At 61.0% G+C, this 25,860-nt stretch carries 24 protein-coding genes; 7 read left to right on the plus strand and 17 right to left on the minus strand.

What is annotated here, in order from left to right:
• Positions 1–2 precede the first annotated feature (2 nt).
• Positions 3–482: a hypothetical protein gene (locus ABY42_RS19435; protein ID WP_156224396.1), complete on the minus strand. Its 480-nt coding sequence runs from the start codon at positions 480–482 to the stop codon at positions 3–5.
• Between the two features lie 57 nt (positions 483–539).
• Positions 540–1,166: a GNAT family N-acetyltransferase gene (locus tag ABY42_RS11330; RefSeq protein ID WP_050459540.1), complete on the minus strand. Its 627-nt coding sequence runs from the start codon at positions 1,164–1,166 to the stop codon at positions 540–542.
• 114 nt (positions 1,167–1,280) lie between these two features.
• On the opposite strand from ABY42_RS11330, the gene ABY42_RS11335 reads away from it, so the two are divergent.
• Entirely contained in the window at positions 1,281–1,826 is a 546-nt protein-coding gene (locus ABY42_RS11335; RefSeq protein WP_050459541.1) for a hypothetical protein, read from the plus strand.
• A gap of 175 nt (positions 1,827–2,001) precedes the next feature.
• On the opposite strand, the gene ABY42_RS11340 is transcribed toward ABY42_RS11335, so the two are convergent.
• The 4 genes from ABY42_RS11340 to ABY42_RS11355 all read right to left on the minus strand — a co-directional run bounded on the left by ABY42_RS11340 (position 2,002) and on the right by ABY42_RS11355 (position 5,834).
• Positions 2,002–2,268 carry a hypothetical protein gene (locus tag ABY42_RS11340; RefSeq protein WP_050459542.1) on the minus strand — a complete coding sequence of 89 codons (267 nt, stop codon included), beginning with the start codon at positions 2,266–2,268 and terminating at the stop codon, positions 2,002–2,004.
• A 282-nt stretch (positions 2,269–2,550) separates the two neighbouring features.
• Entirely contained in the window at positions 2,551–3,924 is a 1,374-nt protein-coding gene (locus ABY42_RS11345; protein WP_156224398.1) for a hypothetical protein, read from the minus strand.
• Complete coding sequence (locus ABY42_RS11350) at positions 3,921–5,177, minus strand: hypothetical protein (RefSeq protein WP_156224401.1); 1,257 nt, start codon at positions 5,175–5,177, stop codon at positions 3,921–3,923. The genes ABY42_RS11345 and ABY42_RS11350 overlap by 4 nt, the downstream gene beginning before the upstream one ends.
• Positions 5,178–5,291: 114 nt before the next feature.
• The gene (locus tag ABY42_RS11355) at positions 5,292–5,834 is read right to left on the minus strand and encodes a TATA-box-binding protein (protein WP_050459545.1); all 543 of its coding nucleotides are present in this window, start codon (positions 5,832–5,834) and stop codon (positions 5,292–5,294) included.
• Between the two features lie 143 nt (positions 5,835–5,977).
• Here ABY42_RS11355 and ABY42_RS11360 point away from each other — a divergent pair, with 143 nt between their 5' ends.
• The 3 genes from ABY42_RS11360 to ABY42_RS19065 are packed head-to-tail and all read left to right on the plus strand — an operon-like array spanning position 5,978 to position 10,900.
• Positions 5,978–8,200, plus strand: coding sequence for a type I restriction endonuclease subunit R (locus ABY42_RS11360; RefSeq protein ID WP_082220675.1), 2,223 nt, complete (start codon positions 5,978–5,980; stop codon positions 8,198–8,200).
• A complete protein-coding gene (locus ABY42_RS11365; RefSeq protein WP_082220676.1) occupies positions 8,197–9,609 on the plus strand; it encodes a class I SAM-dependent DNA methyltransferase in 1,413 nt (470 codons plus the stop codon). The genes ABY42_RS11360 and ABY42_RS11365 overlap by 4 nt, the downstream gene beginning before the upstream one ends.
• Entirely contained in the window at positions 9,602–10,900 is a 1,299-nt protein-coding gene (locus ABY42_RS19065) for a restriction endonuclease subunit S (protein ID WP_197092905.1), read from the plus strand. The genes ABY42_RS11365 and ABY42_RS19065 overlap by 8 nt, the downstream gene beginning before the upstream one ends.
• Positions 10,901–11,187: 287 nt before the next feature.
• Here the strand turns inward: ABY42_RS19065 and ABY42_RS11370 are convergent, their stop codons facing one another.
• From ABY42_RS11370 to ABY42_RS11420, 11 genes are all read right to left on the minus strand, one after another.
• Positions 11,188–12,288 carry a hypothetical protein gene (locus tag ABY42_RS11370; protein ID WP_050459547.1) on the minus strand — a complete coding sequence of 367 codons (1,101 nt, stop codon included), beginning with the start codon at positions 12,286–12,288 and terminating at the stop codon, positions 11,188–11,190.
• A gap of 93 nt (positions 12,289–12,381) precedes the next feature.
• Positions 12,382–13,635 (minus strand): M20 family metallopeptidase, encoded by a 1,254-nt coding sequence (locus tag ABY42_RS11375; RefSeq protein WP_050459548.1) that lies wholly within the window; start codon positions 13,633–13,635, stop codon positions 12,382–12,384.
• The gene (locus ABY42_RS11380; RefSeq protein WP_050459549.1) at positions 13,628–15,028 is read right to left on the minus strand and encodes an APC family permease; all 1,401 of its coding nucleotides are present in this window, start codon (positions 15,026–15,028) and stop codon (positions 13,628–13,630) included. The genes ABY42_RS11375 and ABY42_RS11380 overlap by 8 nt, the downstream gene beginning before the upstream one ends.
• A gap of 102 nt (positions 15,029–15,130) precedes the next feature.
• Positions 15,131–15,820: a helix-turn-helix domain-containing protein gene (locus ABY42_RS11385; RefSeq protein ID WP_050459550.1), complete on the minus strand. Its 690-nt coding sequence runs from the start codon at positions 15,818–15,820 to the stop codon at positions 15,131–15,133.
• 109 nt (positions 15,821–15,929) lie between these two features.
• A complete protein-coding gene (locus ABY42_RS11390; protein WP_050459551.1) occupies positions 15,930–16,955 on the minus strand; it encodes a deoxyhypusine synthase in 1,026 nt (341 codons plus the stop codon).
• Between the two features lie 81 nt (positions 16,956–17,036).
• Positions 17,037–17,798 carry a Nif3-like dinuclear metal center hexameric protein gene (locus tag ABY42_RS11395; RefSeq protein WP_050459552.1) on the minus strand — a complete coding sequence of 254 codons (762 nt, stop codon included), beginning with the start codon at positions 17,796–17,798 and terminating at the stop codon, positions 17,037–17,039.
• Between the two features lie 55 nt (positions 17,799–17,853).
• On the minus strand, positions 17,854–18,675 hold the full coding sequence (speB, locus tag ABY42_RS11400; RefSeq protein ID WP_050459553.1) for an agmatinase: 822 nt from the start codon (positions 18,673–18,675) through the stop codon (positions 17,854–17,856).
• Between the two features lie 15 nt (positions 18,676–18,690).
• Positions 18,691–19,065 carry a translation initiation factor IF-5A gene (locus tag ABY42_RS11405; RefSeq protein ID WP_004062652.1) on the minus strand — a complete coding sequence of 125 codons (375 nt, stop codon included), beginning with the start codon at positions 19,063–19,065 and terminating at the stop codon, positions 18,691–18,693.
• Positions 19,066–19,160: 95 nt separating this feature from the next.
• Entirely contained in the window at positions 19,161–19,589 is a 429-nt protein-coding gene (locus ABY42_RS11410) for a DUF5518 domain-containing protein (protein ID WP_004975521.1), read from the minus strand.
• Between the two features lie 57 nt (positions 19,590–19,646).
• Complete coding sequence (locus ABY42_RS11415; protein ID WP_050459554.1) at positions 19,647–21,323, minus strand: ABC1 kinase family protein; 1,677 nt, start codon at positions 21,321–21,323, stop codon at positions 19,647–19,649.
• Between the two features lie 7 nt (positions 21,324–21,330).
• A complete protein-coding gene (locus tag ABY42_RS11420; protein WP_004975518.1) occupies positions 21,331–21,699 on the minus strand; it encodes an Hsp20/alpha crystallin family protein in 369 nt (122 codons plus the stop codon).
• A gap of 143 nt (positions 21,700–21,842) precedes the next feature.
• On the opposite strand from ABY42_RS11420, the gene ABY42_RS11425 reads away from it, so the two are divergent.
• The 3 genes from ABY42_RS11425 to ABY42_RS11435 all read left to right on the plus strand — a co-directional run bounded on the left by ABY42_RS11425 (position 21,843) and on the right by ABY42_RS11435 (position 25,810).
• Entirely contained in the window at positions 21,843–23,063 is a 1,221-nt protein-coding gene (locus tag ABY42_RS11425) for a molybdopterin molybdotransferase MoeA (protein ID WP_050459555.1), read from the plus strand.
• A complete protein-coding gene (locus ABY42_RS11430) occupies positions 23,060–24,952 on the plus strand; it encodes a molybdopterin biosynthesis protein (protein WP_049905099.1) in 1,893 nt (630 codons plus the stop codon). The genes ABY42_RS11425 and ABY42_RS11430 overlap by 4 nt, the downstream gene beginning before the upstream one ends.
• 111 nt (positions 24,953–25,063) lie before the next feature.
• Positions 25,064–25,810, plus strand: a complete 747-nt coding sequence (locus ABY42_RS11435; protein ID WP_004975512.1) for a response regulator — start codon at positions 25,064–25,066, stop codon at positions 25,808–25,810.
• Positions 25,811–25,860 lie beyond the last annotated feature (50 nt).

Raw genomic sequence — 25,860 nt, forward strand, 5'->3', positions numbered from 1 at the left:
ATTCACACCCCCGTAATCATGATTACTGCGTCTGACCCTTTCTGGTGAGAAGAGAATCCATTACGACGCCAGAATTCTTTCGCATCCTCGTCATTTGGCGATACAGCAGTCATCCTTGCGTTCCCCTCTGAACGAGCAGCTGCCCCGACCTCTTCTAAGATTCTGTCTGTCGATTCTGAAGACGAATAGATGAGATGGACTGCGAAGAGGAGAATGCGAGCTTCATCTGAGTTGAGGTTAGAGCTTTCGTACTGAATCAGGGCACCTGAACTGATAACACCGTTCTCTTCAGTATAGAGAAAATCTCCATCTGTTCGTTCTATGGGTGCCTCGATGTCGGGGGTCATCCATGGTGTCTCTAGTTCGCCAATGTTCCGATGAATCTCAAAGAATTCACACAGGCGAGCGTGCTCGTCCTCTGAGCTTACCGTTTTCAATTGGATGTCGTTGCTCTCTTCAGCGCCTTCTTTGCTTTGGGTCATAGTTGGAATAATAGGGGTTGTGTGTTCTTCGGGCGGAGCGTGTTGGTCGAGAACTATCTATAGTTCTCTAACCATCATCACCATCTTGCGACCGTTCTTCGTCTCGCGAAAGGAGGTCTGTTTGAAGCCGCAGGCCTCCCAGAAAGCGACCGCTGGACTGTTTGCATCAGTCTCGGCCTTCATCATCTCTTTCTCGTGCTGTCGAGCGAATTCGATAGCCGTCGAAACGAGAGTATGGGCGAGACCCTGTTCTCGGTGCTCAGGGTGAGTTGCCGTGAGTCGAATTTGAGCTTCGTCTTCCTCTAGGATTCGAGACTCGCACCAGACCATCAGTCCGGCTGTGATTTCTCCGCCCGCCTCCGTGTAGTAGAGTTCGCGGTCGTCGCGTTCGAACGCTCGGATAAGGTTATCTCGGAAGGTGAACGAGTGGAGCTCCTGAATAATCTGTTGAAGATTGAAAAAGTCGTTAATGCGAATGACGTCTTCTTCGGTCTCCGCTCTCTGTACGTCGGTTCGGTTCTCGGCTGCGGTGGTTTTTGTTGCCATGATTTTCTCCTTGGTTCGACGGAGAGCGAAAGCTGGAGATGCCTCTCTGTAATCTCGCAGTGTATCATCAAGCTCGTCGCTAGCCGTCGTCTCGTCTTCGCTCTCTCGTCTTGAGCCGCGATTCTCTGCGCGACTCATCTACCTCTATGATGGCGTATGCAATAAGTATTACGACGTAATAGAATACGATACGGTTTGTTCGGTATTTGCCATTCCAGTAGCTTCATTAGACTCACCGTAATAGAATATCGTATGGCATCTGACGGCGAACGAGAACGCGGCATCCTCAGCACCAAAGACCGCAACTACCTCGGGAGCGGTGCTGGAATCGCGCCGAAAAGCTCCGCAGAACGAGTTGCCCGGTCCCGAATCCGAAAACGGCTCTACAGCGCCTATCTGGATTTCAGACTACTCATTGATGAGTTAGAAGAACGCGACCGGAGAAGCGTGTTCGAGGACTTGCCCGATGACCGAGACTTCCATCGGGGAATTATCGCTACACTCGAATTCACATATCTCGCTCTGAAAGAACAGAACCTTGATTTCAAAGACTACCTAGTGGAAGCAGTCACAAACGCGGAGGAAAAATTAGCCCGAAAGGAATCAGAAAATCGCGTCGAGGTAGACGTAGAGTTCAACGTTGAAACGAGACTTGTCCTCGATGAAACGCGAGACATCAGTGATTACAGCGACGAGGAAATAGGTGAGCTACTAATGAACGGTGAGATTGATGGTGAACTTGCAGCCCGCCTTCTGCAAGAACGACACAGCGATAATAAGGGAAGAGACATAGCCTAATCGCCGCCGAACACGCAGGTCAGTACCTCTGGCAAAGATTTGCCGTAGGTCTTCATCAGTCGTCTTCTCACGCAGTCCTCACAGCACTCGATAGAAACGATTCAGTTAGATAGAAACGAAGCCTCAGCATCGAGTACGGGGACCTCCGTACAGTCTTCGACCCTCCAAGCGTGAATCAGTCCTCAGAACTCCCCTCCTCGTAGCCAGCTTCGTATTCCTTACGTAGCGTCTCCGACGCTTTTTGTGAGACCTTGACGACGCCCTTGTTGAATCGACGGATAGCGATGTAGACGTAAAGCAAAAGGAGATACGGCCAGAGGAATAGTCCGATGATAGCATAGACGACTAGTTTGAGAAACCGGTACTCTATGGGACCGATGTGGATGCCACCTATCTGGATGCCGCGCGATTCGCCATGCTCGTCGCTGTCTGAATCAGTCATCGTAGTTTTCCGGCCAAAGCCGTCGCTGTCGGACGAACAACGACAGTAGGACCTATTCAGAGAGACGGCCGGAAAGAATATCAAATTACTTACTTAATTTCCAGAACCCGACCTCTGGACGTCCTCAGAAGAATAGTACTCAGCGTACAGTCTCTCGCCTGTTGACCGAATCTACCGTTCAGAGGATGACTGGTATTCGAAGTAGAGATGGATGCGTTAGCGTCTGAGTCCCGTTACGCTCGGTAACACTATCGAGGATAGTAGCCGATACGAGGCTCTCGCTTAGACCTCATGGGGGTCGAATTCCTTGAATTTCTCTTCGATTGTTTTGATGATTTCTTCCTTGCTACGCTGCTCATCAAGGCTCTGGGAGATGTGCTCTACAACAACTCGTTTGTCGATGAGGTCAGCGTTCTTTCTCTCTAACTCATAATCATCTGGTTCACGGTCGAACTTTGGGTCAACAATTAGATTGTACAAGAGTTGTTCCCACCGTCCCTTGTCGAGCCTGATTTTCCGGTCGATAGCATGGGTACTACGGAGCAGTAGCAGCGTCGCTAAGGCTTCTAGTTCCATGAAGAGAACCCGGAATTCATCTAAATCCGACCGTCCTAGTTCATCAAGGAAATCATGGATTTTGCTCTCACTGTACTCAGGTGAGATGAATACGACTGCTCGCTGGGTAATCCCATGCTGATATGAGATGTCCTCTGCGATTTCCAGATATTTTCTATACTGAGCATCATCTGCCTCTGTGATTTTGGGATAATCCCGTGTCTTGCTGCTCACGCTCTTAGAGTCGAGGATTAGAAGCGGGTCGTTCGAGCCGTCCCGGTCGAAGATAAATCCGAAACCATCGGGAATTCGATTCCCCCGGTCGGCCATACCTAACGAATTGAGCGGGAAGTTCATCAGTTGCGAGAAGGCCAGCGTACTGAGTTGTTCCATACGCTCACGCTCGGCTTTGTTCCCCTCGATTTTCTCGTAGTTGACGAGCTCGCTAACGACGAATTGAGGATTATCGTGGATTTTCTGAACGAGGTCTTCTGGAACTTCCTCGTTCTCCGGGAGATAATCTGCTTCGACAGAATTCCGGATGTCCACGAGAGATGTGAATTTTGAGACCTTCCGTTTCACGTTCGGCGGTTGTACGACCATCGAAAGACCCCCAAATCGGTCGATGAATCGCTTAATCCCATCCCTGCAGTCGTTAGTAAAGGTGATAATGCAGATGTTCCGGTGTCCGCTAAGGTACTGCCCAAGATTCTGTAAAAGAGTGTCGCGGTAGTCACCGGGGACCACGATGAACGTCGCCTCCGAATCTACGACCACAGCAAGGCCACCGTCGCGTTCAGCTTGACCCTCGATAGCGACTTCATTCAGTAGTTCCTCAATCGCTCGTGAGGTATCTATATCGTAGTAGAAGCGCCTCGACTCGTCGTATGGGTTGATGTGGCCCTTAGGACAAACGAATTGGGGAGGCTCCGAGTCAGCAACATTCACTTTCTCAGTGCATTCCCCTTCGGGACAGACTATTGAGTTGTTCTCATGTTTCGCAACGAACTCGTTCCCATCCAGTTCATCCGGTAGCTGGTCCGCTGAAAACTGCTCGTTGAACCGAAACCTGAGGCTCCCGCGAACGGGGTTCATCGTCATACTGACGCTCCGTCCTTACGAAGCAGGGAGGTGATTACCTGCTCCTCGTCCTTACTGATACTCCCCATGATGGATATTTTGGAGCCGCTTACGTGGATTTCCCGGTCGCCCAAACGGAGGGTATACTCTCTCTGTTGGCTCTTCTGGTTGAATTCCTCTAACCGCTCTTCCAGGTTATGAGGCCCTAAGAAATCAGAAATAGGGTCATCAGTCTCAATCTCAATTCGAGTAGGGTTCCCCTCTACATTGACGTTCTCGAGTACGATTGCTGTTTGTTCTACGGAATCTAGGTCGTCGAGAATATTGGCGTATTGCTCTTTCTTCCCGTCGTCAAGCAGGTCAGTATCCTCTAGCGCCTCCTTCTGGTCCTCAATCCGCGAGGCGACGAAGTCTTGAGGTGTACTATCCTCGAAATCCGTCGGGTCAGCAAACTCGACGTCCTCGCCGAAATCAGCGTCCTCAAATAGGGTCTCTATAGCGATTCGAGTCAGATTCTCCTCCGACCGCGAGATATCATAGTCGTACTCCTTCCGGCCATAGTCAATATACAGATATTCCGTAGTCAGCGGCCAGTACTTGATAGTCTCAGTCTCCATCTGGCCATTCAATTCGTCCTTCCAATCCTCCTGCTCCCGGAACCGGAACTGACGATAACGGCTGGCCTTGGCTTCGGCGTCAAACCGAATCATCAGGTCCGTATCCTCGATTATATCTACACCTTTGAATTTGACCTTGTGCTTCCGTCGTTCGTTTATCTCTGGCAGTTCCTGTTCGTACTGCGCCCTAAGCTCTTCCTTGACGTCGTCCGTCAGGTCCTCAAAGGAACGCTCGCCGGAGATTTGCTTCCGTTTATACGTCCGCTTCGTCTTGAAGGTCTTCAGCGCCTTGATAATCTCCAGCTTATCACGCCAACCCCAGTCGATTAGATAGAGAATGAGAGACTGCTTCTCGTCCATCTCTCGGTCAGAGATGTCCGTCATGCGCTCCGTCTCCAACGCACGAATCCCCTCGATAATCGTAGACGAACCGATACCGAACAACTCGGCGTTGTACTCGTGAAAAGTCTCTAACGCACCGTCTTCCAGAAGAATCTCACAGTCCGAAGGAATATTCGTACCAGGTAGGCTTATCGACTCAATTTCAGCCAGTCGGTTTACCTGCGGTCGAGAGAGGTTCCGCGAATAGTACTCAACGATTTCCTCGCCATCGCGGAAATGCTGATAGATATCAGGATTCATGCCGCCTGCTGACATTATGTTAGGAGTGATTAACCGAACGACAAGTAGTTTACCCTCAATCGCGGGCTAGAACCATTACCTTCGGCAAAATCTTGCCAGTGGATTCGCTACTCTCCGTAAAACGCTCGACTAGATATATTCCGAAAGTGTCTCCCGGAGTTCTTCAAATGTCTTTTCTGCAATCTCAAGTTCCCTCGCGCCGGTGATGACAACCTTTCCCGTAGCGAAGATTAAAACGACGCATTCGCCTGAGTCCGGACGGTAAATCAAACCCGGAAACTGTTCTGGTTCATACTCAGTCTTCTCGAGTCCCAATCCTATCGCAAGAGCATTCAGATTCTGGGCTTCTCCCAGTTCTGCGGTACAGACGTAATTCTGAATGTTGAACCACTCATCCTCCGGTTCCTCGATGACGCCCATATCGGAGAACAGATTCAAGAACCGCTCCCGGAGTGAATATGATTCCTCTTCTGAGTCTGCGCCGGTAATGATGAATTTCCCCGTTCTATAGACCGTAATCAGCGGTGCATCCTCCTCGAATCGAAGGTACATCCCCGGGTACTTGTCCGGGTCGTAGCGAGCAACAGGCTCACCGATGTCGTCAGCGAGGCGTTCTAAATCGAGTTCGACATCCAGAGCACCTGACGCGACGACATTTACAATCTCTACCATCCTGTCCTCCGATTCACAGTTAACTCTCGTTTCAATTCTGCTCAACCAACGTCTAAACACTTGCTGGTTTTCGACCTCTGTGAGGTGTTATTGAGACTGACTGTCGGAAGAGCACTTATACCCCGAGTGAATTGTAGTGAGTAATGGCTGACAAAGGAACCGACCCCGAAGACGAGGCCCGAGAGGTCATCGATACCCAGCTAAAGGAAGCAGGCTGGGTAGACCTCGAAGAAGAGGGAGGCGATACGGGCTTCAAACGGGAATATCCCACTTCTTCTGGTCCCGTTGATTACGCCCTCTTGGTCACAGGCAAGCCCATCGCAGTCGTGGAAGCAAAGGAAGCCAAGAAAGACGCTTACGCCGCACTCACCCAATCTAAGCGATACGCGAAAGATATCGGTACAGGTGAGAATTACGCCGGTCGGTACGGAGTCCCCTTCGTGTTCACCGCGAATTCAGACGAAGTGTGGTTTCAGGACCTTCGGGAAGAGGCCCCGCGCGAACGAAAGCTCCGTAACTTCCACCGACCCGCAGGACTCGAACAGTTCCTCAAAACAGACTACAAGGCAGCGAAGGAGTGGCTAGAGGACACCCCGATTCGAGAGTCCGACGCGAACCTCTGGGATAACCAATTCGAGGCAATCCAGAGTATCGAAGAGTCTCTTCAGGAGAACAAGCGCCGGATGCTCGTTCAGATGGCGACCGGGACCGGGAAGACCCGGATGGCCTGCGCTCAGACCTATCGGCTGCTGAAATCCGGCTACGTCAATAGCGTCCTCTTCCTCGTCGACCGGAACAGCCTCGGGAATCAGGCCGAGAGCGCGTTCAAAAACTACGATGTCGGCCCTGCGATGAAGCTGAGCGACATCTACATCATTGAGCAGGTCGAGGACGGCGTCTATCCCGAGAACGCGGATATCGTCGTCGCCACCCTCCAGGGGATGTACAGTCTGCTCGAAAATCACGACGAACTCGACATCCCGCAGGACGCGTTCGACTTCATCATCTCCGACGAGTCCCACCGCTCTATCTACGGGGACTGGCGCGTCGTTCTGAACCACTTCGACGCCCTCCAACTCGGTCTGACAGCGACCCCGGCGACTCACACGCTCAGCTACTTCAACGAGAACTGGGTCTACCAATACGGCTACTGGCAGGCCGTCGATGACGGCCACGTCGTCCCCTACGAGACGTACCGGATTCAGACGGGTATCACCATGGACGGCCTCTACTACGAGGATGAGGAGTACAATCCCGAAGACCTCGAAAACAAAATTACTGTCCCCTCTACGAATCGCCTCATTGCAGAAGAGTTCCGTAAGCAGTCGGGCGAGGACGAAAAGACGCTCGTGTTCGCTAAGAACGACCGTCACGCAACCGAGTTAGAGAAGATATTCAGAGAGGTCTACTCGGACAAAGACGACCGCTACGTCAAGAAAATCACCTACACGACCGACGACCCCGACGGCTGGATTAAGCGATTTAGGAACCAGAAGTACCCGAAAATCGCGGTGACGGTCGATATGGTCAGCACTGGGGTTGACGTCAAACCAATCGAGAACATCATCTTCATCCGGCCGACTCGTTCTGCCGTCCTTTACAATCAGATGATTGGCCGGGGGACTCGCACCTGCGACGAGATTGGCAAGGAGAAGTTTACCATCTACGACTGCATCGGCATCGTTGACTACTTCAGCGAGACGCCGCCGTTCAATACGTACCGCCCAGATGGAACCGTCGACGAAGAGAAGTCGGGGAAGAAGAAGCGAGAGGACGACGAGGACGACGAAATCATCGTCGCCGACGACGTTCAGGACCACCTCGAATTCTCGGGGTATATGTTCGAGACGAAGGACGGTCAAGAGCTACGGCCGGACGACTACGTCACTCACTTCGAGCGGTACGTGAGGCAGAACCAGTCCGAGATTGAAGCAATAAAGATAATAATGGAGTCCCCGGAAGCCCTCAAGCGTAAGCACCTTCGGGAACTCAATCGGAAACTTCAGGACGAGCCGGAGAAGTTCTCCGAAGAGAAGCTGCAAAAGGCCTACGGGCAGGAGATGACCGATATCATCGGTTTCATCAAGCACGCCCTCGGTGAAGACGAGTTCCCCACGACAGAAGACCGGGTCGAACGGGCGTTTAGCGCGTGGATGCAGGATAAGGATTTCACCGAGGCAGAACGCGAGTGGCTGAATCTCCTCAAACGCCACTTCGTGCAGGAGAAGGTCATCAAGAAGGAGGATTTCAATTACGTGCCGTTCTCTCGGCACGGCGGCTGGAATTCCGCTGCGGAGGCGTTCGGCGGAGAAGAGGAGCTGAAAGACGTGCTCCAAGAGCTTAACGAAGACGTGATACTAGCATGAGCCGGAACAACGGAAAACTCGATGTCGAACAGAAGATTTGGGATATTTGTGGTATTCTCCGTGAGGACGGGATGCACATCGGGACCTACGTCGAGCAGGTCACGGTATTGCTGTTCCTCAAGATGATGGATGAACGGGAGCAATTCGGTAGTGAGTCCATCGAGATTCCGGAGGAGTGCCAATGGTGCACTCTTAAAGAGAAAGGTGGAGAAGAACAGCTTGAACATTACAACCGCGTTGTGCTTCCCACGCTAGGTGACCAAGATGGTATTGTTGGAGACATCTTCGCGCGGGTTAACAGTCAATTTCGAACTCCAGTAAGCCTGCGTGAAGCTATTCGAGAGATTGACGATATTGAATGGTCTTCTATCGAAGTCGACGTCAAAGGAACAGCCTATGAAGCTCTACTGCAGCGCTACGCCGAAGAGGCCAAAGGAGCAGGACAATACTTCACTCCTAGACCTGCTATAGAAGCGATTGTAGAGGCGGTTAACCCTAAACACGATGATGAAATTCACGACCCTGCTGCGGGGACCGGTGGGTTTCTGATTCATGCCTTCGAACATATTCTGCGAAATACGAATGAAGGCGCTGACTTGACCCGGGATGAGCGTAAGGCGCTCATGACGGAGAATCTGTCGGGCATGGAATTAGTCCCCGAAACTCGGCGTCTTGGTCTGATGAACTTGGCCCTTCACGACCTGCAACCGCAAAACTTCGAAGTTGGTGATTCTCTCTCACCAGGTGCTCATACTGAGGAGAGATATGATGTCATCCTCACAAACCCGCCGTACGGTGGGAATCAGAAAAAGACCCGTCCTCGGGAGGACTTCATGGTGGATACAAAAAGTCCAGAGCTGAATTTCGTTCAGCACAATATGACTCTTCTCAAGCAGGGAGGGGAGTGCGGTATGGTCGTCCCTGACGGTGTTCTTTTCCAGGAAGGTGCGGCAAAGAGAATTCGAGAAAATCTCCTCCGAGATTATGATGTTCACACAATCCTCATCTTGCCGATTGGCGCTTTCCACCCATACACCAACGTAACGACCAACGTGCTCTTCTTCCAGAAAGGTGGAGGAACCGACGAAGTCTGGTTTTACGACCTCAGAACCCAGGTCGAGAAGATAAAGAAGAGTAATCCCCTAACCTCAGAGCAATTCGGTGATTTCCTCACTAATTACGACACGCGCCAAGAAAGTGACCGATATTTCAAAGCACCAATTCAAGAGATAGAGGAGAATGACTATTCTCTGAATTACAAGAAGTATAAAGATTTTGACGATGAAGAGTTGGATATAGCTGAACCCGAAGAATTGCTTACCGAATTCATCTCTCTTCAGGAGACTATTTCGGAAAACGCGGAAGACATTCTCAATGAACTGGAGGCGGAGGAAAGCAGAGATGATTGAAATCCCTGACTACTGGGACTATGCACCGGTCTCAGACTACTGTGGTGTGAATAATATCAACAGAAAGCCTGCAGACGAGTTCCCTGACCGTGAATTCGATTACATCACCGTGTCATGTGTTGATGGGGATGAAGGAAAAATCACAGACACCGAAAAAGAGGTTGGGAAAGACGCCCCGAGTCGGGCAAAACGCGAGATACATACAGGCGACGTCATCGTCTCAACGGTCAGACCCTATCTTCGTGCATTTGCTGTCGTACCTGAAGAGTTAGACAATCAAATCTGTTCAACGGCTTTTGCAGTTCTGACCCCCGGCGACGACATTTTGACGGACTATCTGTGGTATGCAACTAGGTTCGATGACTTTGTGAACCAATTAAAAGAAGAGCAGAGAGGTTCGAGCTATCCTGCTGTAGGAATTCGGGACGTTAAAAGTAGTAAGATACCAGTTCCGCCGAAGGAAGAGCAAGAAGTTATAGTAAATCAGCTGAACCGGCTATTTAAGAAGGTTGATGAAACCAAAACAGCCCGAAATAGGGTAGAGGAGATTGAGTCTGAGTTAGTGTATTCGGTGTTTCTCAACTCCATTGAAGAGGTTGATACTCAATTAGTCCCCTTGGAAAGTGTCATCAAAGACTCCCAATACGGAATCTCACAAGCCATGAATGAGAACGGCGAGGGATATCCGATTCTTCGAATGGGGAATTATGATGAAACCGGAGAGATGGATTATTCCGAGTTGAAGCACGTTCCTCTCCCAGACGACGAATTTTCGAAATATCACCTAGCTGAGGGTGATGTATTATTCAACCGCACAAATAGCAAAGAACTGGTCGGTAAATGTGCAATATTCGACGGTGAGTTAGACGATGCTGTCTTTGCATCATATCTAATCCGCGTTCATCTAGATGAAGCAAAATTACTGCCCGAGTTCTTCGTGAACTATATGAATTCACCGCGAGGGCGAATCGAGATTGATAAGAAAGCCAAGCAGGCAGTCAGTCAAGCTAATATAAACTCTCAAGAATTGAGGGAAATGGAGATTCCTCTTCCAAATATCGGCCAGCAGAAAAGGATTCTCGACGAAATTAGGAGCATCGAAGAGAAGGCTGAAGAAATCGCTATGGCAAGTGAAAGGACAACAGAGATTCTATCAGAACTTCCGTCTTCGATTCTCAAACAAGCCTTTACTGGTGAATTGACTGAGACAATAACGAGTGAGCCACCAGAGTCTGTTGCTCAAGACGGAGGGTTTGAGCAAAGTTCAATCGAGAATTTCAATTCTCAGTAATAGAGTATAGAAAACTGTTAGCCGGAAATCCCGATTCGCTAAAGAGGAAACCAAAGAGCCGTAATCGTTCGACCTTGGCAATCTCGCTATCCGCTATTGCCTAAATTCTATTGTTCTGCGATAAACGAGAGAAATGAAGGGTCGGTAATAGTTCGGCCTCGGCACTCATAGGGCTCCGCATCACCGAGTGCCTAGTTCGGTTCGGAACGGTGCCGTCGTCATCGGCCACCTCGCTCTCGCCCCGCAACCGAGTAATCACCATCGGTCTCACCCGACCACCGACCCGCTCACGCCTTCTCCAGTACCGACACGTCGATACGGGGGTACTGCACGCCACCCGAAATCGAGCCCTCGCCGGCGACGACGCCCCAGAGCCGGACGCGCTCGTCGGCGAGCAGTCGAAAGCCGATGTCGTCCTCGAAGAAGCGCCCCGCGGGCCATCGAGCGACCACGTCGCCGCTCGGTCGCCCTCGGTCGTCCTCGACGGCGACGAGCGCCAGTCGGACCCCGTCGCGCTCCAACGTCTCCTCGACGCGGCCGGTGTACGTGACGGCAGTCCCCGCGTACGACTCCGGGTTCCGCCGGAGGTCGGCGTACGGAATCGCCGTCGCGTTCGCCGGCGTCGATACCGTAGCCGTTCGGTTCGGGAGGGTCGATTCCTCCGAGAGCGGTTGGGGCGTCGGAATCGACCACTCGACGGTCGGGAGCACCACGTCGGGGAGGCGGTCGTCGACCCACGCCGCGCGGCGGGCGACCGCGTCGCGGAGCTTCGGCGAGCGCTGGACGAAATCCGAGACTTGCTCGACGGCGAGGTACGTGACGAGGCCGCCGGCGACGTAGGCTCCTGCCCTTTTGAGCGCCTCGCGACGGGTGATTCGCCCGGCGTCGTCGTTCTCGGACTCGTCGCGCTCGGCTTCTGTGCCGTCGTCGCCATCGCCTCCGCGGCCTTCGATTCGCTCGCCCAGCCAGTTCGTCGCCGGCCGCTCCTCTCGGGCGGCGAGGTCGCGGACGAACGATTCGACGCCGGTCTCGCGGATTTCGACGGCGAGCGCCGGCGCGTCGAGAACGACGAGCCCTCGGCGGTGGGCGTCGGGGGCGACGCGGCCGCCTCCGACCGCCGCCACGTAGGGTTCGATGCCGGCGCGCTCGCACCGCCGGACGAACGCGCTCGTCTTGTCCGCGGTGACGGTTCCGGTGGTCGTAATCCAGATTCGGAGTTCGCGCGTCGCGCCCTCGGGCGTCTCCCCGGCGGCTTCGACGTGCACGTCCGGACCGCGGAACCGGACGCGCGTCTCGTAGCCCCGCGCCTCCCAGACGCGCTCGAAGACGGCGGCGAGTTCGACGTCGGTGCGGGCCGAAACGACCGACGTGAGCGGGGGCGCTGTCATTGTGTCCGAGGTACCGGGCGGGGCTGTTAGGTGTTTGCGCCCGGTTCTCGGCGCTGAGAACGCGCGGCCTCGGGGGCGGGAACGAACGCCGCGTCAGCCGAGGTACCGAACGGCGGCGTCGGCGACGATGTCGGCCACTTGGACCACGTCGTCGGTGAAGACGAACTCGCCGGCGGCGTGGATGTTCTCGCCGTCGGGACCGACGATGACCGTCGGGAGGTCGGCGCGGTCGCCGAGGTAGTTGAAGTCGCCGACGCTGGAGAAGTAGCCGTAGGCGGGGTCGGTGTCGGCGACGGCGCGGGTCGAGTCCGCGAGCGCGCCCACGAGCGGGTGGTCCTCGTCGGTCACGTAGGGGCCGTATCGGATGCCTTCGTCGGGGGCTTCGCGGAATCCCACGTCGACCTCGCTCTCTAAGCCGAGTTCCTCGACGGCGCGCTCGGCGTCGTCGCGGGCGTCTTCGAGGGTCTCGCCGACGACGACGTGACGGTCGACCATGAGGCGAGCGCGCTCGGGGACGGAAAGCGTCTGGCTTCCGCCCTCGATTTTCAGCGGGCAGGTCGACCCCGAGCCGAGTTTCGGGTGGTCGCCCACGTCGAGGTCGTCGAGCGCGGCCGCGAGTCTGCCGGCCTCGACGACCGCGTTGACGCCGGTGTCCGGTTTCGACCCGTGTGCGGCCTGCCCGCGCACTTCGATGTCGTAGAAGTAGCGGCCGCGCGCGCCGAGCAGGAGCGCCGGGTTCTCGACGTCCTCCTGTGCGAGAATCGGGCCGGGTTCGGTGACGATGGCTGCGTCGCAGTCGTCGACGACGCCGTCTCGGATGAGTCGGTCGGTGCCGAGTCCGTAGGGGCCCTCCTCGTCCACGACGGCCGTGAGGAGCACGTCCCCCGCGAGGTCGGCGTCGGCGAGCGCGTCGAAGGCGACCATGACGGCCGCGAGGCCACCTTTCATGTCGCACGCGCCCTGTCCGTACAGTTTCCCGTCCTCGATGCGGCCCGAACACGGGTCTTCGTCCCAGTCTTCGACCAGTTTCACGGTGTCCACGTGGGCGTTCAACAGGAGCGTCGGCGCGTCCGGGTCAGAGCCCGCCAGCCGGGCGACGACGTTGTCGCCCTCGTACTCCGTGATGTCCGGTTCGCTCACGTGGTGGTACTCGGGGTCGTGCCCGCGGGCGTCCAACCAGTCGTAGACGAACTCGCTTATCTCGGCCTCCTCGAAGTACGGACTCGGAATCCGCACGAGCGCTTGCAAGAGGTCGATGGTCTCGTCGGGGTCGACGCGAGGGGCGGAGTCGAGGCCGAAGTCGGAGTCGTCCGAGCGGTCACCGCGCGGTGTCGCGTCGTCAGTCATCGCTCACTCCGCGAACCGAGGGGTTGTACTCGTCGGAGGGGACGCCGGGGAGCGTCCCGAGGATGGCCTCGACGTCGTGGTCCTTCTGTTGGCCGCGGTACCAGTAGACGCCGAAGACGACGAGGCCGACGGCGACCCACGGGACGTAAATCGACAGCGAACCCTTGTACGCCTCGGTCAGGAGCCCGACCGCGCCGAGCGACCCGACGAGTCCCGTCACCGTGAGCAGCGACGGGCGCGAAAAGCCCGCCTCCGAGCGGAGGTCGGTGCGGCTGTAGAGCACGTACAGCACCGTTATCGACACCGCGGCGTAGGCGATGAGGTAGCTGAACGTCGCGATGGCGATGGCCTGACTGAGGCCCGTACTCCAGAAGGTGAGGCCGGCGGCGACGACGTAGAGCGTCAACAGCGACCAGTGGGGCGTCCCGAAGCGGTCGGAGACCGCCGAGAACTTCTTGGGGAACACCTCGTCCCACGCCCACGAGTAGGGCATCTTGATGCCCGCGGCCATGACCGCGTGGACCGACGACGCCGTCGCGAGCAGGCCGCCGACGCCGACGATGGCCGTGCCGATGTCGCCGAGGAACACTTCGGCGGCCGTCGACAGCGGTCGCGCCGAGTTCGCGAGGACCGTGTAGTCGCCGACGACGCCGTAGATGACGGCGGCGGTCAGCACGTACAGGAAGATGAGGATGGCCGTCCCGCCGGCCATCGCCAACGGGAGGTTCCGCGAGGGATTCTTCACCTCCGCGCCCATCTGCCCGGCGACGGCGATGCCGATGTAGGCGTAGAACAGCGGGACCGCGGCGGCGACGAAGCCGTCGAAGCCGCCGGTGAAAAACGGCTGATAGTTCGCGGCGTCGACGTTCAGCAGGCCGGGGCCGACGAGCACGAGTATCGACAGGACGAGGAAGCCGAAGATGGCGTTCTGCGAGACGCTGTAGCTCTTTGACCCGACGAGGTTGACCAGAAACAGAGCCGTCAACAGGCCGAACCCGGCCAGCGTCGGGTCGACCGAGGGGTAAAACACCTGTAAGTAGCTCCCGAAGCCGATGGCGAGGACCGCGTCGGCGGCCATGTAGCCGAGCCACTTCGACCACGTCACCACGAACCCGGGGAGGCGGCTGTCGAACGTCCGGGAGACGTAGGCGTACGACCCCGCCGCGCCGGGGAAGATGGTCGCCATCCAGCCGTAGTTGAGCGCGATACTCATCGCGAGCAGCCCCGAGAGGACGACGACGAGGATGACGCTCGGCCCCGTCGTGGAACTCGCCGTGCCGAGGGTGACGAACAGCCCCGCGCCGAGGGTGCCCGCCACCACGGTACTCACCGCGCCGAACAGTCCGATGTCCCGCGAGAGGCTCCGCCCGTCGTTCACGTCTACCGATGACATACTGTCACATGGTTCGATTATCGGGTAAAGTACCCCTCCCTCTCATGAGTGGGGTGAGCGCCGACCCGCCGGATTTCGTCCCCCAGAGCCCGAAGAGCGGGGTCAGTAGTCGCCGAGCAGTTTCGATTCGGCTTTCCGGAGGTGTTCGAGGAGCGTCGCCTTCGAGATGTCCAACTCGGCCGCCAGCGACGCGGCGCTCACCTCGCGGGGCCACGTGTAGTAGTCGCGGCGGCGGGCCAGTTCGTACACCTCGCGCTGGCGCTCGGAGAGCGCGTCGGTCCGGAACATGCCGCCGCCGTCTTCGGGGGCGGTGATGAGTTCCACGTCGATGTCGGCGTTTCGCTCCGCTCGTATCTCCTCTAGCCGCTCGTGGACGGTCTGTCGCGTCTCGTGGACGAGCACGGTCCAGCGCTCGCGGCCGCCCTGCATCCGAACCGGCTCGTCGGGGATGAACCCCCGGGAGACGAGGGCGTCGTTGATGGAGTTCCTGAGGTCGTAGCGAACGACGATGCCGCGGGCCGCGCTCCCCGGGACCCCGACGTCGCCGTCGTGCTCGTCGGTCTCCCACACCGACTCGGTCAGGGGGGACGCGCGGACGGCCGCGAGCAGTTCGTCGACCTCCTCGGCCGTGTCGGCGTAGGCGGTGAAACGCCCGTTTGCGAGGCCGTCTATCTCGTGGACGCCGTGGCCGAGCAGGCCGCCGCTCGTCTCCCTCGTCACCTGTAGCGTCCAGCAGTCCGGGTGCCAGATGTCGAGGCAGACGCGAACGCCCTGTGCACCCTCTCGTGCCATTCGTTGGCATGGAAGGGTGCTCGCCGGGCAAAAAAGTATCCCACCTGACGCGATGTGACGCGACGGCCGGTGGTGCGGACTGCCGCGGCCGTCAGCGGGCCTCGCGGCGTTACTCGATTCGCTCGCGCGCCGCGGCGACGAGCAGCGGGAGCATGATAGTCGCGTCGCCGAGGACCGTCGTGTTGCGGGCGTCCTTCTCCAGTTTGCCCCACGAGCGCGCCTCGTCGAGCGTCGCGCCCGAGAGACCGCCGGTCGCGGACGGGTCCATCGTGATTTGGACGCCGTAGTCGTACGCGCCGGGGGTGACGAGCATCGTCTGGAGCGTGAAGTTCTTCGGGACGCCGCCGCCGACGAGGAGACAGCCTGCCGTGTCGGCGTCGTACGCGAGGTCAGTCAGCGGCGTCATGTCGGCCAGCGCGTCCAGCGAGAACGACGAGGTCTGCGAGTACATCCACGCCTGCAGGCCGAGGACGGAGTCCTGTACCGCGGGGCAGTAGATGGGCACGTCGGCCTCGTAGGCCGCGGCGGCGACGCCGGCGTCTTCCTCGATTCCCTCGCGGTCGTTGACCTCGCTGTTGGCGCGGCCGAGTTCGCGGCAGAGGTCCGCGATGCTGACGGTCCCCTCTTCCTCCAGCGCCGGGAACACCTCGCTTCGGAGGTGCGACTCGAACAGCGCGAAGTGTTCCTGCGGGAGGTAGACGTTGTAGATGCGGTCGACCTCCTCGTCGCGGAGCGTCTCGTCGTGTTCGCGTTCGGTCTTCTCGCCGTGGTTCTGAGACCCATGATGGTGTTTTCCGCCGACGGCCTCGATGGCGTCGTGGGTGAGGTTCGCGCCCGTCGTCACGAGGGCGTCCACGTAGCCGTCGCGGATGAGGTCGGAGACGACCTTTCGCATCCCGGTCGGGACCATCGCGCCGGCCAGCGACATGAACACCGTGCAGTCGTCGTCGGCCAGCATCTCGGCGTAGATGTCGGCGGCCTCGTGCACGTCGGCCGCGCCGATGCCCGCGTGGCCGTACTGCTCGACCAGCTCGCCGACGGTCATCCCCCCGCGGACCTCGGCGTGGCCCAGCGGGTCGTGTTGGAACTCCTCGCGGTCCGGCATCTCGTAGCCGTCATCGTCGTGGTCGCTCATGCGAGGGAGTGCGTCGGCCGAGCGTTTGAACGCCCCGGTCCGACGGGACCGTGCGATGGGGTGTCGGGCGCTCGGTCGCGCCTACAGCCCGGTCGGGTGGCTGACGTACTCGGTCTCCAGCCCCCACTCGTCGGCGAGGTCCCGCAGGCTCCGAACCCCGAACGTCTCGGTCGCGTAGTGCCCCGCGAGGAACACCGAGATGCCGGCCTCGCGCGCCTCGTGGTACACCTTCTGTTTGCCCTCGCCGGTGACGAGCGCGTCGACGCCGCGGTCGATGGCCTCGTCCAGCCAGTCGACGCCGGAGCCGGTGACGATAGCGACCGACGAAAGCTCGTCGGGGCCGAAGTCGAGGGCGGTCGTGCCCGCGCTCCCGTCCAGTTCGTCGAGCGCCGCCCGGACCTCGTCGGTCGTCTTCGGCGACGCGAGCTCCCCGGCTTGCCCGATGTGAATCGGTCCGAGCGACCCGAACGGCTCGGTGTCTGTTAGGCCGAGGTGGTCGGCGACGCCGGCGGCGTTGCCGACTTCCTGGTGGCCGTCCAGCGGGAGGTGCGAGACGTAGAGCGCGAGGTCGCCGCGAATCAGCGGCTCGATGCGGTCGAAGTCGCGGCCGGTCACCCGGTCGAGACCGCCCCAGACGAGGCCGTGGTGGACGACGAGGAGGTCCGCGTCGGCGTCGAGCGCGGCGTCGATGGTCGCTTCCGCGGCGTCGACCGCGAAGGCGACCTTCTCGACCGATTTCTCCTCGGGGCCGACCTGCAGGCCGTTGGCGCTGGCGTCCACGTCGGCGAAGTCGTCGGTCGCGAGCGTCTCGTCGAGTCGGGCGACGATGTCGGAGAGCTGCATACCGGGGAGTCGTGACTCGGGGACTTGTAAGGAACGGGGTTCGCCGCGGGGTCGGTTACTCGTCTGCCCGCTCGGCGGCGTGCGAGAAGACGAACTCCCGGAGGAGCTTCGCCGCCAGCGACGCGGCCTGTCCGTCGTCGCGGTCGTTGACCTCGACCACGTCGAAGCCGTCGGCGCGGGGCGCGACCGCTCGGACCGCGTCTCGCATCTCCCGGGAGGTGAGCCCGAATGGCTCTTTAGTACCCGTGCCGGGCGCGAACGCCGGGTCGGCGGCGTCGATGTCGACGCTCAGGTAGACCGACTGGTCGTCGTCGAACTCGGGTTCCCAGTCGGGGACGGCTTCGGGTTCGACCACGGTCACGTCGCCGGCCTCGGCGCGCTTCCACTCGCCGGGCGAGCCGGTTCGCGCGCCGAGAATCACGGCCTCGTCGACGCCGAGTTCGTCGAGGACGCGACGGGTGACGGTGGCGTGGCTCCACTCGTTGCCGTCGTACTCGCGCCGGAGGTCGAGATGGGCGTCGAGACAGACGAACACGTCGGGTTCGACGCCGGTGACGCCGGCGGCGGTGACGGTGTGCTCGCCGCCGAGGACGATTGGGACGGCGTCGTCCCAGACGGCGTCGCGGACGCTCCCGGCGAGCCATTCGACGTACTCAGGTGCGTCGTCCCACGCGCGGACGTCGCCCGCGTCGTGGACGCGTAAGTCAGTGAAAAACTGGTCGGTGCGCCGGTCGTAGTCGTCGAACGACTCGGCGAACCGACGGATTCGATTCGGTCCGAAACGGGTTCCGGGTTGGAAGGACGTGGAGATGTCGAGCGGAGCGCCGAGAAGGACGTAGTCGGCGACCTCGCGGTCTGCGATTGCTCCGGGGAACATCTCTGTGACCCCCGTTTAGACGATTTTTCGCTGGCCTTCGTACTCGAGGTACTCGATCTCGTCTTCGGGGTTGAGGTCTTCTTCCTCGGGGATGCGCATCGTGAACGTCTGGTAGGTCTCGAGGTCCATGATCTGGGCGTCCTCGCCGGTGACGGAGACGACCTGACCCTGCTTCCGCTCGATGATGGGGACCCACACCTTCGCGTCGACAGGCTGGGAGAGCGAGCGCTTCTTGCTGTCGAAGACGCCGCGGGCTTCGACGCGCGCCTTCGCGCTGCCGTGCTTACCGGGCTTTGCGGTACTGTAGGCGTTGATTTTGCACGGCTTTTCTTCCATCATGACGTAGCTCCCTTCTTGGAGCTCGCGCACCTGCTTCTGCTCTTTCGCCATGTCTCTCCGTTATCGGATGGAGGGTATAAACGGTTTGGAACCGTCCTCGCACGCGACTCCTTGCCGTGGAAATCGCGGGCGGAGACCCCGATCGGTCAGGCATCTTCGACCGGGTCGACCTCGGCCATCTCGGGGTCGAACCACGTCCCTGCGGCGTCGCGTCTGGCGAGGCTCCCGAGCGCCCCGGAGGCGACGTTCGGGAGCGAGAGCGCCAGCATGATGGCGGTCGTCAGCTCGCCCGCCGTCTCGAACATCGGGATGAGGTACTGGAACGGAAAGAGAATCGGCGTCCGTTCGAGGAAGGTGAGAAGCACGGAGACCGGCATGAGCAGACAGCCCCAGACGACGCCGGCCATGAGGCCGTGCCAGCCGCCGTCGGCGGGGTCGGTGCCGACGACGTAGCCGGCGAGCGCGCTCCCCGTGACCCCACCGACGAGGGTGAACTGGCCCGTCATCGCGTAGACGAGCGATTCGGTGCACGCGGCGAGACACACCCCCACGAACACCGGTCGCCACTCCGTCATGAGCGAGAGTGTATCGGCGGGAGCCGATAAAATTACGCGCCCGGTTCTCAGTTTTGATTACTCTCTGCGGCGCTCTTTGAGGTTCTGCCGGGTGAACTGCGGCGTCGCCCGGAGCCCCTTCCGCGAGCGGAACGATTTCCACAGGAGCAGGGCGACGACGCCCGTCGGCGCGCCCGCCGCGCCGACCGCGACGAGGTTCTCCGGGTTCAGCGCGTAGATGATGACCGTCGAGACGAAGCCGAACGACAGGAAGATGCCGTAGATGAGCCGCTTGGCCAGCTTGTCGAGGATGCCGCGGTTGTCCTCCAGCCGGACGTTGAGCGTCAGGTTGTCGCGGTCGGCCCGGTCGAGGACGCGTTCGAGCTTGGGCGGCACGCGGAACAGCGACTGGGCGGTCTTCTGGCCCTGCTGGCCGACGCCCTCGATGATTTTCTGGACGCTCTCTTCCCGGTAGCCTTCCTCCGTCAGGTAGTCGGTCGCCACCGAGATGAAGTCGAACTCGGGGTCGAGCGTGACGCAGACCCCCTCGACGACGCCGGCGACCCGGAGCACGAGCGCGAGGTTCCGCGGGAGCCGAAGCGGGAACTCGTAGATGGTCGATTCGACCTGTTCGAGGATCTGGTTGACCCGGTACTGCTCGATGTCGTCGCCGCGGGCGTCGGCGATGGCGAGTTCCATCACGTCGCCCATCACCTGCCGGTCGACGTTCGGGCTGAGCGTCCCCATCTCGATGAGCGTGTCGAGGATGCCGTCGACGTCCTGGTTGGCGACGGCGATGTAGAACTCCACGATCTTGTCCTGGATGAACGGGTCGACCTCGCCGTGCATCCCGAAGTCGTAGAAGATGATGCGGCCGTCGTCGGTCACGGAGAGGTTCCCCGGGTGGGGGTCGGCGTGGAAGACGCCGTCCTCGACGATCATCTGGAGGTAGATTCGCTGGAGGTTCGTCGCCAGTTCGGTCCGGTCGACGCCGAGGTCGTCCAGCGCCTCGATGTTGTTTATCTTGGTCCCGGGGAGGTACTCCATCGTGAGCACCCGGTCGTCGGAGCGCTCGGGTATCGGTTCGGGGATGACGAGCGTGTCGTCGTCCGCGAAGTTCTCCTGAATCTCGACGAGCGTCTCGGCCTCCTCGTCGTAGTCCATCTCCTCGCGGATGGTCTTGGCGAACTCGTCGGCGAGGTTCTCCAGCGAGAACGCTCGCCCCTCGCCGATAAAGCGCATGAGAAGCGGCATCGACCACCGAATCACCCGGAGGTCGGCCTCGACGAGGTCCTCGATGCCGGGCCGGCGGACCTTGACGGCGACCTTTTCGCCTTCGTACTCGGCGACGTACACCTGCCCGAGGCTCGCGCCGCTTATCGGCTCGGTGTCGAACGCGTCGAACGCCTCCTCGACGGGGCCGAGTTCCGCTTCGAGGACGGCCTTCGACTCGTCCCACGGCGCGGCCGGCACGTCGTCCTGGAGGCTCCCGAGCACCTCGATGTACTCCGGGGGGAGGATGTCGGGGCGCGTCGACAGCAGTTGGCCGAGCTTGATGAACGTCGGCCCGAGCGTCAGTAGCGACTCCAAGAGGACGTCGGCGCGCTTGATACGCATCTCGGTCGTGACGCGTCGACCGCCGCCGAACAGGAGGTATTTCCGCTTGTCACGGGTGTACGCGACGATGAGCGGGAAGAACTGGTACAGGACGACGAGGAACCGCCAATAGGCGCGGAGGTTGACCAGCGTGACCACCGCCTCGTCAGGCGTCTTCGTCGCCGGTGGTAATGGGGATGGTCCGCTCGGAGGCGGCCTCGCGCTTGGGGAGCCGGATTTCCAGCGTCCCGCGTTCCATCGACGCCTCGGCCTCGTCGGCCACGGCGTCAGGCGGAAGGGGGACTTCGGCGTCGAGGAACAGCGGGCGTTCCTCGCGGACGTAGTCGAACTCGGCTGGAAGCCGTTTGTCGCGTCGCGCTTCGACGACCAATCTGCCCTTCTCGACTCGGAGCTCCGCCGTCTCGGCGGTCACGCCCGGGAGGTCGAGGACCAAGAGGTAGGACGTCTCGGACTCCAACAGGTCGGCGAACACCGCGTCCGGGAGGTCGGACAGCGCGTCGCGCAGTGCTGACATGAACGTTCATAGGGAGTCGGGGTCGAAAAACCCGGCGGTCTCGCGCGAGCGCGCGAGCGCGAAGACGCAACGGCGCGGCTCGGGAATCGCCCGCCGACGCGTTCGAGGCCGACGCTTTTTGCCCCCCGAACCGAAGGGCCGGTATGAACCACGACGACCGACGCACGGCCGGGTTCAAGCAACGAACGCGGCTGTCGGACGCCCGCGAGTCGCTCCTCGCGGCGGCGACGCCGCACGACCGAACCGTGCGCCGACCGCTCGCCGAGGCCGACGGCCGGGCGCTCGCGGAAGACGCGGTCGCTCCCACCGACGTGCCCGGCTACGACCGCGCCGCCATGGACGGCTACGCCGTCCGCGCGTCGGACACCTTCGGCGCGAGCGGCCGCTCGCCGAACGTCCTCCGAATCGTCGACGGCCCGGTCGAGCCGGGGACGGCCGCCCGCGTCCACACCGGCAGCGACGTGCCCGACGGGGCCGACGCCGTCGTGATGGTCGAACACACCGAACGGCTCGGCGACGAACTCGAAGTGTTCGACGCGCTCGCGGAGGGCGAGAACGTCGGCGAGCGCGGCGAGGACGTGCGCGAGGGAACGCCGCTGTTCGAGGCCGGCCACGAGCTTCGCCCGTCGGACATCGGCCTGCTTCGCTCCGTCGGCGTCGAGGAGGTGACGGTGTTCGAACGCCCCCGCGTCGCGGTCGTCCCGACCGGCGAGGAACTCGTCGAGGCCGACCCCGGTCCCGGCGAGGTCATCGAGACCAACGGCCTGACCGTCTCCCGACTGGTCGAGCGCTGGGGCGGCGAGGCGAGCTACCGCGACATCGTCGTCGACGACGTCGACCTGCTCCGCGAGGCCGTCGAGTCCGACCTCGACCACGACGTGGTCGTCACCACCGGCGGGTCGTCGGTCGGCGAGCGCGACCTCATCCCCGAGGTCGTCGACGACATCGGCGAGGTGCTGGTCCACGGCGTCGCGCTCAAACCCGGCCACCCGGTCGCGCTCGGCGTCGTCGAGGACACGCCGGTCGTCATGCTGCCCGGCTACCCGGTCGCCTGCGTCGTCAACGCCTTCCAGTTCCTCCGGCCGGTGCTGAAGCGCGTCGGGTCGCTCCCCGAGCGTCCCCTGCCAACGCAGGAGGCGACGCTCACCAGAAAAATCCCGAGTTCGCCCGGGACGCGGACGTTCGCCCGCGTCCGACTCGACACGTCGGGCGACGAACCGACCGCCGAGCCGACCCGGACGAGCGGGTCGGGCATCCTCTCCAGCGTCGCGCTCGCGGACGGCTGGGTCGTCGTCCCCGAGGAGATTGAGGGCTACGACGAGGGCGACACGGTCGCCGTCGAGGGCTGGGAGTGGTCCGCATGAGAAAGCAGTTCCGCGACCTCGCCTCCCCGGAGGAAGCGCGCGAGGCCATCGCGTCGCTCCACCTGACGCCCGACGCCGAGACGGTTGCGCTCGAAGACGCCCGCGGCCGCGTCCTCGCCGAGCGAATCGACGCCGAACTCGACGTGCCCGGCTTCGACCGCGCGAGCATGGACGGCTACGCGGTCCGCGCCCGCGACACCTTCGGCGCGGACGAGGCCGACCCGGTCGAACTCGACCTCGCCGGGGCGGTCCACGCCGGCAGCGAACCGGACGTGGCGGTCGACCCCGGAACCGCCGTCGAAATCTCCACCGGCGCGGTGATGCCGCCGGGCGCGGACGCCGTCGTCATCGTGGAGCGAACCGACGAGCGAGACGGCTCGCTCGTCGTCTACTCGGCGGTCGCACCCGGTGACAGCGTGATGCCCGCCGGGACCGACATCGCCGCCGGCGCTCGCGCCCTCGGCCCCGGAACGCGCCTGACCCCCCGCGAAATCGGCCTGCTGTCGGCGCTCGGCGTCGACGAGGTGCCGGTCCGCGGGAAGCCCACCGTTGGCATCGTCTCGACCGGCGACGAACTCGTCCGACCGGGCGACGAACTCCGCCCGGAGGCGGGCGAAATCTACGACGTGAACTCCTACACCATCGCCGCGGGGGTCGAAGAGGCCGGCGGCGTGCCGAAGCTCTACCCCCACGCGGGCGACGACTACGGGGAGTTGGAGCGCTTGCTCCGACGGGCGGCCGACGAGTGCGACCTCGTGCTCTCGTCCGGGTCCACGTCAGCGAGCGCGGTCGACGTCATCTACCGCGTCGTCGAAGAGCGCGGCGAACTCCTGCTGCACGGCGTCTCCGTCAAGCCCGGGAAACCCATGCTCGTCGGCACGCTCGGCGAGGGAAGCGCCTACGTTGGCCTGCCCGGCTACCCGGTCTCCGCGCTCACCATCTTCCGGACGTTCGTCGCGCCGGCAATCCGCGACGCCGCCGGCCTCCCGGAGCCCCGGACCGCGACGGTCGAGGGGACGATGGCCACCCGCGAGCGGTACGCCGAGGGCCGGACGCGGCTCATGCCGGTCGGACTGGTCGCTGACGGCGACGGCGAGACGCTCGTCTACCCCGTCGACAAGGGCTCGGGCGCGACGACGAGCCTCGTCGAGGCCGACGGCGTCGTCGAAGTCGCCGCCGACGTGGAGTACCTCGCCGAGGGCGAGTCGGTGACGGTCCACCTGTTCTCGCCCGACGTCCGCGCGCCGGAACTGCTCGGCGTCGGCGAGGACGACCCCGCGCTCTCGCGCCTGCTCGACCGCGTGTCGTCGCCGCGGTATCTCCCGTTCGGCTCCCGCGAGGGCCTGCGACGGCTCAGGGACGACATCGCCGACGTGGCCGTCGTCGCGGGCGACCGGGGCGACGCAGTCGAGGAAATCGACGCGGTCGAACTCGGCTCGTGGACGCGCGAGTGGGGCCTCGTCGTCCCCGACGGCAACCCCGACGGGGTGTCCGGACTCGCGGACCTCGTAGACGACGACCTCCGGTTCGTCAACCGCGATTCGAACTCCGGACTGCGGACCGACCTCGGGAACGCCGTCGCCGCCCTCGCCGACGAGCGCGGGACGACCAGACACGAACTCGTCGAGGCCATCGAGGGGTTCGACCGCGGGACGAAAGCGTTCGAGAGTCCGGCGCGGGCGGTCGCCGCCGGCCGCGCCGACGCCGGTCTCGGCCTTCGGGCGACCGCCGACTCGCTCGGGCTTGATTTCGTCTCACTCGGAAAACAGCGGGTCGCCGTCCTCGCGAACCCCGCCCGGACCGAGAAACCCGGCGTCGCCTCGCTTCGCGGCGTGCTCGCGGCGAGCGGCGATTTACTTGCCGACCTCGCAGGGTTCGAGAGGACCTAAGCGCCGCCGTAACCCTTTAGAAAGCGGCCGTGACCCGTTTAGATATTCGTCTCCCGCTGAAGTATAAAATAAGTAGAACGTTTTTATCCGCGTAGCGTGTACAACTGGTATATGAACAGCCCTCTGAAGGTCCTTCACGTCGACGACGACCCCGAGATGCTCGCCCTCTCGGAAGCCGCGTTCCGCCAACTCGACGCCGTCTCTCTTCTGACCGCCGAGTCGGCGACCGAGGCGCTCGGCGTCATCTCGGCCGAGTCGGTCGACTGCGTCGTGAGCGACTCCCTCGTGCTCCCGAACGGGGTGCCACTCGTCAAAGCCGTTCGACAAGAACACGCCGATATCCCCATCCTCCTGTTCACGGCGAAGTCGTGGCCCGAGGTCGCCGACGTCGCCTCGACCGCCGGCGTCACCGAGTACGTCCAGAAAGCAGGCCCCGGCGACCTCGCGACGGTCCTCCAGCGGGTCCGGAGCCTCGTCGACGACGACAGCGTCGACTCCGCGCTCGCGGTCGGTGCCTCCGCGGTCACGCAGGCGCTCGAAGAACACGCTGACGCGGCCGCCGAGGCCACGTTCAGCCTCGACGACAACTGGGAACTCGTCGGGCAGTGGCTCGGCGACGAGGAACTCGGCATCGTCGTCGTCGAGGCCGTCGAGTCCTACGGCGGGCTCTCGGCCATCGAGACCCCGCTGTACGAGTACATCGACACCGACGCGCTCGAAGAACTGCTCCGGCCCGTCGTCGAGGCCGAAGAGCGTCCCGGCATCGAAGTCCGGTTCCCCTACGAGGACATCCAGGTCGCCGTCACGAGCACCGGCGACATCTTCGCCCGGCCGACGCCCGAGCAGACGCTGTCCTGAGCGCACCCGCACCCCTCCGAGCGTCGATTTCTCTTTTCTTCTCTCTGGAC

The sequence above is a fragment of the Haloferax gibbonsii genome (genome assembly GCF_001190965.1).
GTDB lineage: Archaea > Halobacteriota > Halobacteria > Halobacteriales > Haloferacaceae > Haloferax > Haloferax gibbonsii.